Below are 14220 nucleotides of genomic sequence, written 5' to 3' on the forward strand. Positions count from 1 at the left end.
TTTCAATATAACAAAGAGGTACCAAATGAAAAAATATATATTTATCTTTTGTATTATCCCATTATTCCAGCTGTATTCACAAGAACTCATTAATACCGAAGGAAAGGATTTTTGGCTAACTTTTTTACCAAATTATCATAATACGAAAACAATTAATGAAACAGATTCGCTTTATATTTTTGTGTCAGCCCAGAAACCCACAAAAGGAGAAATAATATATAGAAACATAAATGGTGCTATTCGCTCTAAAAAATTTGAAATTACAGACCCATCTGTTGTTTACACATTTGCAGTATCATTTTTCAATTATGAGCTACAAGGATTTAACAATAGTGGAACAATTGATACTAACAACCAGTGTGAACGAGCAGCAAATCAATATTTCAGAGTTGTTACGGAGGAAAATGTAACTGTTTATGCACTTAATCAAGCAAATTTGACAAGCGAAGCGTTTCTTGTTTTGCCTTCAAACGTATTAGGAGATGAATATTATATTCTAACATACAACTCGGACGGGAAGATGAATTTTTTTAATCAGGTAATAGGAACAAGCACACCATCTCAATTTACTGTTTTGGCAATAGAAGATAGCACATTAGTAGAAATAAAGCCATCGGTTGCAACTTATAAAAATGGCATCAATAAGCAGAAAGTTTGGTTAAATTCCGGCGAATCATATCTCGTTCAAGCAAGAATTTCAACAAGCAATACAAATCGTGATTTGACAGGTAGTTATGTGAAATCTACAAAACCTATTGCAGTATTTGCCGGGCACCAAAGAGCAACAATTCCAATTGATTTGAAGGACAATAATCCATCACGTGATTTCCTGTGTGAACAAATGATACCAACACGTTCGTGGGGCAAAAACGCAATTGTAGTGCCTTTTGAAACTCCAAAAGATATAATAACAAGCGGTAAAGATTTGATTAGAATATTAGCTTCCAACGACAATACTACCATACGTATGAATAATTCAGAAGTTACTATTAATTCAGGTTCTTTCATCGAGTTACCATTAGAAAACCCTGCCTTTATCGAAGCAGACAAACCAATATTAGTTGCACAATACAAAAAAACCTCTAATTTAGGTGCAAGCAGAAGTAACATATCTGACCCTCTGATGTTAATAGTTCCTCCAGTTGAACAATATATTACTTCGTATAGAGTAATTAATGCACAGGCGCCAGGATATGATGAAAACAAAGGTAAATTTTTCAATGCATATGAAGAACAATATGTTACGATCATAGCAGACACTATTGCATATACAAATGGTATTTTTATCAACAAAAATAAAGCAGACCAGTCATTATTTAAACGAGTGCCGAACAGACAATATTATTGGGCAAATATTCGGGTTGCAGATGGTGTTAATTCTTTGAACTCCGAAGGAAAATTTGCTGTATATGTGTATGGATATGGAAATGCGAACTCATATGGTTATCTTGGTGGTATGGGAATGGCTATTCTTGATGTTATGCCTCCAGAAATAGTTGCAGAAACGGAATGTTATCAAGCTAAAGGCGTAGCTTCTGATTCAAATTTAACTGATTCTAAGATTAAAAAAGTTTATGCAAGCAAACAAGAAAACGTCCGGTTATCAATAGATGCATTTTCAGAAGTTGTACCATCTGTTAGCTTCAATGCAGAATTAGTAAATATTTATCAAGATGGTAGTTTCACAATTATTGCAGAAGATGCACTTGGACAAAAAACAGAAAAAACATTTGAAATAGGCGGCTTCACAATTTCAACAATTGATAAGTATTCTGATGATATTCCAGTAAAGGTCATAAACTCAGCTTCTAAAACAAACATATGTTTTGATTTGAAATTATACAATTATGGTAAATTTGATTTAGAAATCGATAAAGCATATCTAAAAAATAATTCCTTTCAATCAAATTTAGCCTCGAATAACACAATACGTGCGAAGGATTCAATTACATTAGAATTTTGTAACTACTACGATAAAGATACAACAATTATTGATACACTTATTCTCGAGAATTCTTGCGGGAAATACGAGGTGATGCAATTAATTGCTACAATTATTAGCGACACTCTCGCACCACAAATTTTATTAGTAGAGGAAAGTTGCAATAATTCCTTTGAATATAATTTGCTTGAAAACAGAGCTTTTGATACTGGAATAAAGGATATTGTTATTGAAAAACAAATTAATTGCGATATAAAATATGATTTTATTGACAATAAAATTGCAAAACTATATATAAACGTTCTAAACACAAGAGAAGATGCCGAATTTCGCATATCGGTAGTTGATAAAAATGAAATGCAAAGCATTTTAGAAAAAATAATTCCAGGATATACAATTTCGAGCCAATATATTGAAAATGGAGCTTCATTATTCTTTGATACAACTGGGATTGGGGACTTGGTATGCAAAAACATCGAATTTTATAATTATGGAAATAATGATTTAGTTTTGGGTAATTTTTATATGAATGAGAATATATCTTTTTCAATTCCTCCCAGCCAGAAACCTTTGAAAATCAAGCCAAAAGAAACAAGTAAAATTCAAATATGTTTCAATCCAGTCGAAGCAAACAAAAAATATCAAGATACCCTGATAATAGACTATAATTGCATAATTACAAAAATACCAGTAGAAGGATTCAGCAAAAAGCTTAATTTTTCGTTAGCCTCAAAATGCGATGTAGAAGTTTCCTTTTCAGTTAGTAAATCAGGTAACAGAGTCCAGATTTTACCAAATCCAATAATCAACAGCGGAATGATCCAAATTCCATTTATTGAAAATAGCAAGAGAGTGCAAGTTGAAATATATGATAGCTTTTCGCATAAGATAGTTGAACTATTTGACGGGGACGTTATTAATTCAGCAATAAATATAAGTTTTGATGCGAAGGATTTTTGCAATGGCTTATATTTTGCCGTTATTCATTATGACAGTTCATTTGAAACAATACCATTTTTAGTATTTAGATAAAGAGATTATGAATAACAGGACAAAAGGAAATAAAGGTGAAGATATTGCTGTCAATTATCTAATTAATAAAGGCTTTTCAATTAAAAAGCGGAATTTTCATTTTGGCAGATATGGAGAGATTGACATTATTGCTGAAAAAGATAACGTACTCATTTTTTTTGAAGTTAAAGCAAGATATAACTACGAAAAATTCGGTAATCCACTTTTTTCTATAAATTCAAAGAAACAAGCGAATTTTAGACGAGCAGCAGAAGGTTATTTATACTTAAATAAAATTGAGAACAAGGAATGCAGATTCGATGTTTTGATAATCAATTTAAATAATTTTCAAATTGAACAACATTTAGAAAATGCTTTTTAACGACTTTTTTCGAAATAATTAATGATAGATTCTGCTTGTCGTTTGTTAATATGTTTTGTAAGTTCATCAAAAGAAGCAACTGAAATTTTTTCGACTGAACCAAAAATTTTCAACAACTTGACGGCAGTTGTTTTTCCAATAAATGGAATTTCTGTGAGCTGTGTGTGCAACATATTTTTCTCGCGAAGCTGGCGATGGAACGAAATTGCAAAACGGTGAGCTTCGTCTCTTATTTGTTGAAGAAGCTTAAGGCTACTTGATGATTTTGGCAAAAGAATTGAATCTTTTTTACCCGGTAGAAAAATTTCTTCCAGTCTTTTTGCCAAACCGATAACAGGTATTTTATCTAACAAATTTAGTTTTTTCAATACTTCCACTGCTGCAGAGAGTTGCCCTTTTCCTCCATCGATAATGATCAAGTCTGGTAATTTTTGATTTTCCTTGATTAATCTACTATAACGTCGTTCAATTACCTCACGCATAGAGGCAAAATCATCATTACCCGCAACAGTATTGATAATAAATTTGCGATAATCAGATTTTTTGGGTTTAGCATTTTCAAAAACAACGAGTGAAGACACTAAATTTGTTCCTTGAAGATGCGAGTTGTCGAAGCATTCCATTCTTATAGGTGGCTTATTAAGTTGCAGGTCTCTCTGAAGAGAAAGCACACTGCGAGCAACATTCTGTTCACGTTTCGAGAGAGCAAGAAGGTATTCATTTAGAATAAATTTGGCATTTGCATTTGCCATATCAATGATTTTTTTCTTTTCTCCAATTTTTGGGATTTGAATTGAAAGAGTTTTACCACGTCGTTTTCCAAGCCAATCAGTAATATATTCGAGTTGGTCGAATTCGCAAGGAACGAGCAATTCTGCAGGAATAAAGTCTGTTTCCAGATACCATTTTTCTATAGTTTTTGCAATAATTTCATCCTCTGAGTATAATTCAGCATTTTTTATAATGTAATGTCTTTTTCCGAGTAACTTACCTTCACGAACTTTAAGCACAATTGAACAAGCATAGCTATCATTTTTTGCGAAACCGAAAATATCTCTATCGATAAAATCTGTAAAAACAACTTTCTGACGTGAGGAAAAATCTCGTAAAGCCTGAAGTTTGTTTCTTACAACAGCTGCTTTTTCGAATTCCATTTTTTCTGATAGTAAGTACATTTCATCTTCAAGAATTTTCTCAATTTCACGAGTTTTACCGGAAAGCACATGAATTGCCGATTGAACATTATTTATGTAATCATTGCGAGATATGTGCCCCTCGCAAGGACCTTGACATTTATGAATATGATAATCCAAACATACTTTAAATTTTCCGCGAGAAATTGCATTTTCTGTTAGTTTTAAATCGCAACTTCGTAATTGGAAAATAGTTCGAATAGAACGAATTAATTGCTTTATGCTACGCACATCAGTGAATGGTCCAAAATATTTGGAGCCGTCTTTAATAAGTTTTCTTGTCGGAAATATTCGAGGGAATTCCTCGTTTGTAACACGAACATAAGGATAAGATTTATCATCTCGTAGCATTATGTTATATTTAGGTTTTAGGGATTTTATTAAATTATCTTCGAGAAGAAATGCTTCAATTTCTGAATCGACAATAATAATTTCGAAATCGAAAATATGGCGAATCATAGCGTTTGTTTTAGCATCTTGAGGCTTGCCAGTTTGAAAGTAAGAACGAACACGATTTCTAAGATTTTTTGATTTGCCAACATAGATAACCTTACCGTTTTTATCTTTAAACTGATAAATACCTGGCTTGGAAGGCAAATTGGAAAGTTTGTCTCCGAGCAAATCAATTTTTTCTTTTATTATTTCGAATTTTTCCATTTTTCAAATAAAATTTAACGTTCTAATATTATTTTATTAAATTTGTTAAGCATTTGATAGTATTAACGATAAAATAAACAATAGAGTATATTTTCAGCAACATAAATCTGAAGAGGGGAAAATGGAAATAATACGAACAATTAAGGAAATGCAGAGTTTATCAAAAAAATTAACTAGTAAAGGTGCTGTAATAGGCTGTGTTCCTACGATGGGCTATTTGCACGAAGGACATTTAAATTTAATCAGAAAAGCCAAAGAAATTAGTGATTATGTTGTGATGACATTATTTGTAAATCCAAAGCAATTTGGACCAAATGAAGATTTTGAAAAATATCCGAGAGACCCTGACAGAGATTATAAGCTTGCTGAAAATGCAGGTTGTGATTTGATTTTCGCTCCTGATATTATAGAAATGTATCCAATTGGATTTTCTACTTCCGTTGAAATACATAATATAACAAGTAAATTCGAAGGAGAACGTCGCCCTGGACATTTTGATGGCGTAGCATTAGTAGTTGCAAAGTTGTTTAATGCTGTCAAACCAGATGTGGCAGTTTTTGGGCAAAAAGACTATCAACAAACACTTGTTATTAAACAATTAGTGCGGGACCTGAATTTCGACATTAAGATAGTAATTGCACCAACAGTTCGCGAAACTGACGGACTTGCTATGAGTTCGAGAAACACGTATTTAACTCCAGAGTTAAGAGCGAAAGCAAATGTGCTTTTCAATGCACTCGAAGATGGTATAAAAGCAATTGAAGGAGGTTGCCGCGAAAGAAAAGTAATAAATGCAATAATGCACAAAAGGTTGCGAAGCGTTCCAGAAATCAAAATAGATTATGCTTGTGCGGCATTAGCTGAAAATTTGGATGAACCTGATGTGTTTCTTGCAGGCGACCATATAGTACTATTAATAGCTTGCTATCTTGGAACAACAAGATTAATCGATAATGCGCTTGTAACAATACCCAAAACCAACATATCCACAAAGTAATAATTACAGTAATTGTTTTGCGACTGCAATTAATTCATTTGTTTGACTATCGCTTATCGACTCAGCAATAATGCGAATTATTGGTTCAGTGTTTGATTTCCTAATTTGAAGCCAACTGCTGTTTGGAAAATCTATGCGTAAACCATCTTGCTCGTCGAATACACCTTGGCTAAATACTTGCTTGAATTTATAGACCAATGATGAAAAATCACCTGCAAAAACAAATTTTTCTTTTTTCATATAAAGTGTTGGGAAAGAAGAAACAATTTCCGAAATACTCTGGTTTTTGTCAGTAATTTCAATTAAAACCAAAGCTAAACCGACAAGTGAATCTCTTCCGTAATGACACTGAGGAAATATCACTCCACCGCTGCCTTCCCCACCAATTATTGAAGAGGTCTCTTTCATTTTTTTTACAACATTAATTTCGCCAACTGGTGAACGGTAAAGGTTTGCACCGTATTGATTACAAATCCATTGAGTGATACTTGAAGAAGAAAGATTAACGACGACAGAATTATTTTCTCTATTTGAATTTCGCAGGACTGCATCAATTGCGAGAGCAATTGTAAATTCCTCATTAATACAGTTCCCTTGATTATCAACAAGAACAAGTCTATCTGCATCCGGATCGACAGCAACTCCCAAATCACATTTGTTTAATTTAACAAATTCAGCAAGCTGAGTTAAGTTTTTTGGAAGTGGCTCGGGTTCGTGCGGGAAAATACCTGAACCATCGCAAAATAGTTCAAAAGTTTCGCAATTGAACTTTTTCAATAATTTGGGGACAGCAATTGAACCACTTGCATTAACTGCATCAATGGCTATTTTTAATTCTTTCTTTCTAATTTCTTGAATTTTAGATTTTACAATATTAATATCAAGAATTTTGTTGATGGCAAAATCAATTGCATTATCTTCAGTTATAATTTTTCCAGAAAAACGACTGTGAACTATTTCGTTACTATCAACAATTTTCCATAATTGATGGTTTTCTTGTTCATCAAGAAAAACACCGTTAGAATTAATAAACTTCAAACCGTTCCAATTTTGTGGGTTGTGAGATGCTGTAATTGCAATACCGCCTGAAAATTCAGGTAATTCAGAATAGAGCTGAACTGTGGGAGTTGGGACAATTCCAAGCGAAACGACTTCACAACCTATATTGGATAACTCTGATAGCACTAATTTTTCAATTTCTTCGCTACCTTGGCGACCATCTCTACCTACAACTATCCGACCAAAATCAAGTAACTTAGCAAATGCTTTTACATATGAACTTATCAATTGAGCATTCAGAGAGCCATCATCAGTTGTAGCTCGAAGTCCGGAAATTGAACGAACAACAGGCATATTCAACCTGAAAGAGATTATACAAACTAAAAAGGGGCTAACAAAAGCCCCTTTGAGTAGTGGCGGGGTCAGGACTTGAACCTGAAACCTTCGGGTTATGAGCCCGACGAGATACCATTACTCCACCCCGCTATGTTTTGGGAATACAAAATTAACACATTATTAATTAATATACAAGAAAAAATTTTATATTTCTATTTTGTATCTAAAAGAGAGCTCACAGTGTTAATAGTATTAGTAAATGTCAAACAATCAATTTCAAAATAAAAATTTGAATTAAGCTAATATTAAGGAAACATCTATGTATTATTGAAAAAAAAGGTATTAGTGAATAAACTTCAATAAGATATAGAATATTATTTTGTAAATTAAAGATAAAACTGTTGAGGTAAAAAATGAAAAAAATTATTACTCTTAGTATTTTGTTACTATTGCAACTAAGTATTGTTTTTTCACAAGTTTTTGAACAAAAAGGGATCTACATCGAAATTCCCGGAAAAAAATTGCCAAGTAACTATTTTAGCCCAAGGAAAATAACTGAAGTACCGAAATTGGATGCCAAATACTATCTACCGAGAGCAATACATATTAAAACAAAGCAAAATTTATCGTTGGAAAAGAATAAATATGCGAAATTATCACCATCCATACAGTCAAGTACTTATGGATTAGGTGATATAAAAGTTAAGGCTTTGTTCTCTGATTATTCTGAGTATAAAAAAATGTCAGAAGACAAGTTTGGGGTAGGAAGAATATATGAACTACAATATAGTAATCCAATCGACCCATATGATGTATGCAAAGAGTTAATGAAAAATCCAGAAATAGAATATGCTTATCCAATATTTGTTCGCTATCCATATTTCTCGCCAAATGACCCGCTGATAACAAATCAGTATTATTTAGCAAATATTGCAGCATATCAAGCTTGGGATGTATCGCTTGGCGACACAACAGTAGTGATAGCTATTGTTGATTCAGGTATTGATTACACACATCCAGATTTGCAGGATAATTTATCATCTGTCAAGTATGATTTCGTCGGAGATGTAACATACACAGATGTACAGTCTGGTAATTGGAAAGAAGATAACGACCCAAGACCATTGAGCACTAACAATACACATGGAACGCACGTAACTGGGTGTGCTAATGCTGTAACAAATAACAGTATTGGGATTGCATCAATAGGAGCAAGATGCAAATATATGCCAATCAAGGTTGGAGCTGATAATCCAAATGTCAATGGAATTTATCGTGGATATGAAGCAATATTATATGCCGCTCAAAATGGAGCAAAAGTTATCAATTGCAGTTGGGGAGGTCCGGGATTCTCGCAAGCAGAACAGGATATAATAAATCAGGCAGTAGCATTAGGAAGCGTTGTGGTAGTTGCGGCCGGAAATGATGGATATTTTTTAAATACATATCCACAATATCCTGCTAATTATAACAATGTAATTTGTGTAGGAGCAACAAACCAATCAGACAAAGCTACAAGTTTTTCAAATTATGGTCAATCTGTAACAGTTTTTGCACCAGGGCAGTCAATTTATTCGACAATTCCTAATAATAGGTATGCAAGTTTTGACGGAACATCAATGGCATCGCCTATTGTTGCAGGACTGGCCGGATTGGTGCGAAGCGTTTTCCCACACTATACACCTATGCAGGTATATCATCAAATCAGGAGCACTGTAGATAATTTTGTAACTAATCAAAATGATAGACCACTTTATTTTGGACGTATTAATGCTTATAAAGCACTTACTTTCAACAATCCCAAATTTCCAGATAGAAAAATTCCGGGTTGCGGAGTGGTTGATTTCTCTATTAGCGGAAGTGATGCAATTACAAATTATGCACGTCAAACATTGAAAATAAAAATCAAAAATTACCTATCCCCTACTTCTTCAAATTTTAAAGTAAAGTTTTCTTCTTACGATAAAAATTTAATCATCTATGGTAATCAAAATTATGTAGGTATTTTGGGTAATATGGAAGAAAAGGAATTCACAGTTGATATTGAGTTAAAAAATACAAATCTGTGGTTTAGTGGGTATGTAGACGTGTTGTTTAGTTTTGAGGACGATAATTATCTTGATTACAGCCTTGTGAAAATTCCGATAAAAATAAAAACTGAAAATTCATACGCAACTCAGGCTTTTATTCCAGCAAGTTATTCTTTGAAAGTTAATCACACATATAGCCCAAACTATTCTTCGTTATGGATGGTTGGATCAATATATGATTTTCTTGGAGTTATTTATCTAAAAAATCAAAATGGTTACTCGTATATACCTCAAGGAAGTAATAATTTGGAAGCAGTTTATGCGTTCAGCGACAGCAAAGCTGCAGTTGCAATAAATTCAGTTACGAGTGTACCTTCAGTTTCGATTACTACAAATCAAGGACAAAATTGGACTACAAAAACTCTTTCAAGCTATATGACACTAATAAGAAATATTCATTTCTTTAATGATAACAATGGAGTAGCTATAGGAAATCCATTAAACAACAGATATGGAGTAGCAATTACAACTGATGGTGGCAACACTTGGTCCTCGCCTGAAAGTACCTTACCGACATCAACTGGTGAAACTGTTTTGACTGGTTCAATAGCTACATCAGAAAACAGCATTTGGTTCGGAACAAGCATTGGAAAAATATATCGTTCGTCAAATCGAGGACGTAACTGGACATCCCACTATGTTGCAAATCAAGTATCTGTGCCATTAATTGCATTCAGAGATGAAAACAATGGGCTATCTTTATATAAGAAAAGTGATGGGAGCTACAATGTGGCACGAACCACGAATGCCGGGATAAACTGGACTACTGAGATTTATGATATTTCAAATATGGGCTCTAAACCTGTTTATCTCTATTCACCAAAGAATAAAAATGTGTTTATTTTAGTACTAGAAAACGGTTCTGTTTATATTTCTCATAATGATGGAGAAAGCTGGACGCCAATTTTATCAAGATACACAGATGGGGTAAAAAGTTGTGCAGCAGTTTTATCTGGAAACAATGTGAGAATATGGATGGCAAGCCCTACTTATGTTTCAACATTAGATTTCCCGATCCCTGTTAGCAATCCTACTAAAGAATTAACTATTATGAACGGAGAGAGATTAAATTTTGGAAATGTTCGTGTCGGTTCAAGTAAAATTGAAAGAATAACGCTTGAAAATAAGGGCAACACCAGAACTCTTATTGATAAAGTGTATATCAAAGGAACGAACGCCGATGAATTTACCATTACCGTCGGTACTTCTGAATATGTGGATGCAGGTGCAACCGGAAATGTGAGAATTCGCTTCAATCCAAAAACAGTTGGTGAAAAAAATGCAATTTTGGTAATTGAAAGCGACGCCTCACCATATAGGCTGGAATTCCCAATTGTTGGGACAGCTATTGAAAATGTAAACTCCTCGTTTGTTACAAGCGCAGATGAAATATTATTTGATTCGGTGTATATTGGAGAAGTTCAGAATAGAATTTTAACGATCATAAACAACGGCGAAGCAGGACAAAATCTGAAAATAACTGTTAATAACCCGAATTTTTCTTATCTGCCGGCTGAAGAAACATTCAGCTTAGATACTGGGAAAAGCGTAAATATTACAGTATTTTTCCAACCACAAACTGAAGGAACAATTTCTGGAATTCTCAACATTCAAGATTTACTTAGTGGCTTAACTAAAAACATCACTCTTGCAGGTTATGGCAAAAGCAACACTTCAATTATTAATGACTTTAGTATATCCGGTATATTCCCTAATCCAGTAATTAATAACGCAAAATGTATGATTCACTCAACACTGACAACTAATATTTCAGCAAAAGTGATGGATTTAAGTGGCAAAATAATTAAAGAAATCAATAATATTAATTTAAATGAAGGAGACAATTTAATAATCTTTAGGCTTGATGAATTAACTTCCGGTGCTTATATTCTTAATATCACAAATAATAAGGCAGTTGAAAATTATCTTTTCATTAAGAAATAGCTACAATCGATAATTAAGGCTGACAATATGTCAGCCTTACTTGTAATTAATGAATGATGATTTCTTCAGAAAATCTATCGTATAAATTAAATTTATTTTCTTTGAATTTTTATTAAATTTGTTTTTTATTAACTTATCAGGTAATGAAATGAGCAAACAAAAAACATCTTCAAAAACAGTCAGTCCTCAAAAGCATATAATTCCAGAAAAATATTTAGACTTGTTTTATATTTTATCGTTGTTTTTGTTGATTATTATATTTTTGTCGTCTGCAATTTTTGGGAATGGCTTTGATTCTTCAGATACATTATCTTCTCTTGCATTCAAAACTTATTTAGAAGATGCAAAGGCAAGTGGAAACTTCCCGTTATGGATACCATATATTTTTTCAGGAATGCCGTCGTATGCCTCTTTACTTACAACAGGAGCAAGAATTTGGGATGTAGTGGCTCAGGTAGTGTTTGGAATAGCATCATTTTTCGGTGCATTATTTGGCAGTGATGTTGCAAGGCTTGCTTTCTGGTATGGGTTTTATGGTATGGGAATGTATTTGCTAACTAAAAGTAAGATAAATGATAGATTCATCCCATTTCTTGTATCGTTTGCTGCTGTATTCTCGACCTGGATAATATTGTGGGTAATGATTGGGCACAATACAAAGCCGGTGGTATTGGCTTTTGTGCCATTTTTATTCCTATTCTTGGAAGAATTGCAGGAAAAGTTCTCTTTGCTTGTATCAGCGTTATTAATAATAGCTATTCATTTAATGTTCGAAGCAGGACACTTACAATTGATTTTTTATTCTCTTTTAGCTATTGGCATATATTTGATAGTTGAAATTATTAATAGAGTAATTACGAAAAATAATCTTGCAGGAATATTGCGTTCCACTGGTGTTTTGGTGTTAGCAACAGGAATTGCTTTCCTGATGTCTTCTGATAGATACTTTTCTACTTTAGAATACACACCTTATTCAACAAGAGGAAGTGCACCAATTGTAAAAAGCGAAAATCAACACCAAACAGAAACTGGAGGGCATGACTATGAATATGCTACAATGTGGTCGTTTAGTCCACAGGAATTAATTACTTTCGTGGTTCCTAATTATTTCGGATTTGGTAAACTTGAATACAAGGGACAACTAACCGGAAACTCATCGGTAAGAATGCATACTTACTGGGGACAAAAACCATTTGAAGATGCTGCACCTTATGCTGGAATATTAGTTTTATTACTTGCATTTTTTGGAGCTATAAGAAATTACAAAAACGTGTTTGTTCAATTTCTAATTATTTTATCAATTGTTGCAATAATACTTTCATTTGGATACACTTTTCCATTGCTTTATGATTTCTTTTACTACAATGTTCCATATTTCAACAAGTTTAGAGCACCTTCGATGATACTTGTTTTAGTTCATTTTGCATTACCTATTTTAGCAGCATATGGAATTAAAGAAATATTCGGAATAAGAGAAAACCTCACACCTAAAGATAGAAAAGCCTTAAATATTTTAGTTGGAATAAGCGGACTGCTTCTAATTTCTGGTTTTGTTTTCTCCGCAATATTTCAAACAACATATCAGGAAGCAGTTGCTGCCTCAAAATACGGTAAACAGATGATACAGGCATATAGTGAGACAACTTTTGCTGAAATTAGCAACTTTATTTTTGATGAAATGATTGCTGACTGGTATCGAGTAGGAATTATCGCATTAATCGGAAGTATTCTAATTTATGCATATTCGCTAAGAAAAATTTCAAGTAGTTTATTTTCTATTGGATTGTTTGTTTTGATAGCTATTGATTTATGGCAGGTGAGCTACAGACCAATGGAAGTTGCCGAGAAGAAAGCAGATAAAATAATGTTCCAAAAAACAGATGTAATAAACTTTTTGCTCGAAGACAAAAGCAAATTTAGAATTGCAGATTTTACCTCACAGATAGTTAATTTACCTGCATATTTCAGGCTCGAATCAGTTAATGGATATCATTCTGCTAAACTAAGAATTTATCAGGATTTGTTGGATGTTGCAAATCAAGGTTCCACCTCACAAGTAACAAATCCATTTTTATGGAACTTACTGAATGTAAAATATGTAATTACACCACAACAAATAGGTGGAATGCAACCAATTTTCCAATCACAGCAAACAGGTGCATTTGTATACTTTAATGCCAGATACACTCCGAGAGCATATTTTGTTGATTCAGTTGAAGTTATGAAGAATATTGATATATTAAATAAAATAAAAGACGGTGCTTTTGACCCAAGAAAAGTTGCTTTCTTAGAAAAAGAGTTACCTAATAAATTATCAAAGAATCCAGAAAACAGCATTGTTAAAATAAAGAATTACCAAAATGAATACATAAAAATAGAAACTGAAAACAGTTCAGATAATTTATTGGTGCTATCCGAAATTTATTATCCAGCAGGTTGGAAAGCATATATAGATGGTAAGGAAACAGAAATATTGAAAACAAATTATGCTTTGCGTTCAGTATTTGTTCCTGCCGGGAAACATACAATAGAAATGAAGTTTGAATCCCCTGCTTTCGAAAAAGGAAAACTGATAAGCACTTCATTGAATATAGTTGTAGTAATACTTCTGGGGATTGGTTTTTTCATAGAAATAAGAAGGCGAAAAAAATCAAAATTAGTTAATTAAT

The 14220-nt window shown here is 33.0% G+C and carries 7 protein-coding genes and 1 tRNA gene; 5 read left to right on the plus strand and 3 right to left on the minus strand.

What is annotated here, in order from left to right; translation table 11 throughout:
- Positions 1-25 precede the first annotated feature (25 nt).
- Together ACY2LT_RS03740 and ACY2LT_RS03745 are read left to right on the plus strand one after the other, a co-directional pair.
- Complete coding sequence (locus ACY2LT_RS03740; RefSeq protein ID WP_491816496.1) at positions 26-2974, plus strand: IgGFc-binding protein; 2949 nt, start codon at positions 26-28, stop codon at positions 2972-2974.
- Between the two features lie 7 nt (positions 2975-2981).
- On the plus strand, positions 2982-3335 hold the full coding sequence (locus tag ACY2LT_RS03745) for a YraN family protein (RefSeq protein ID WP_491816497.1): 354 nt from the start codon (positions 2982-2984) through the stop codon (positions 3333-3335).
- On the opposite strand, the gene uvrC is transcribed toward ACY2LT_RS03745, so the two are convergent.
- A complete protein-coding gene (gene uvrC, locus ACY2LT_RS03750) occupies positions 3332-5185 on the minus strand; it encodes an excinuclease ABC subunit UvrC (RefSeq protein ID WP_491816499.1) in 1854 nt (617 codons plus the stop codon). The two genes, ACY2LT_RS03745 and uvrC, sit on opposite strands and share 4 nt — an antisense overlap.
- Before the next feature lie 121 nt (positions 5186-5306).
- Here uvrC and panC point away from each other — a divergent pair, with 121 nt between their 5' ends.
- Positions 5307-6182: a pantoate--beta-alanine ligase gene (panC, locus tag ACY2LT_RS03755; RefSeq protein WP_491816500.1), complete on the plus strand. Its 876-nt coding sequence runs from the start codon at positions 5307-5309 to the stop codon at positions 6180-6182.
- Positions 6183-6185: 3 nt separating this feature from the next.
- On the opposite strand, the gene ACY2LT_RS03760 is transcribed toward panC, so the two are convergent.
- Together ACY2LT_RS03760 and ACY2LT_RS03765 are read right to left on the minus strand one after the other, a co-directional pair.
- Positions 6186-7535 (minus strand): phosphohexomutase domain-containing protein, encoded by a 1350-nt coding sequence (locus ACY2LT_RS03760; protein WP_491816501.1) that lies wholly within the window; start codon positions 7533-7535, stop codon positions 6186-6188.
- Between the two features lie 60 nt (positions 7536-7595).
- A tRNA-Met gene (locus ACY2LT_RS03765) sits at positions 7596-7667 on the minus strand.
- A 263-nt stretch (positions 7668-7930) separates the two neighbouring features.
- Between ACY2LT_RS03765 and ACY2LT_RS03770 the strand changes: the two genes are divergently transcribed.
- Both ACY2LT_RS03770 and ACY2LT_RS03775 read left to right on the plus strand, forming a co-directional pair.
- Complete coding sequence (locus tag ACY2LT_RS03770; RefSeq protein WP_491816503.1) at positions 7931-11551, plus strand: S8 family serine peptidase; 3621 nt, start codon at positions 7931-7933, stop codon at positions 11549-11551.
- A 148-nt stretch (positions 11552-11699) separates the two neighbouring features.
- A complete protein-coding gene (locus ACY2LT_RS03775) occupies positions 11700-14219 on the plus strand; it encodes a YfhO family protein (protein WP_491816504.1) in 2520 nt (839 codons plus the stop codon).
- Position 14220 lies beyond the last annotated feature (1 nt).

This window comes from Eximiradius proteiniborus, from assembly GCF_058546985.1.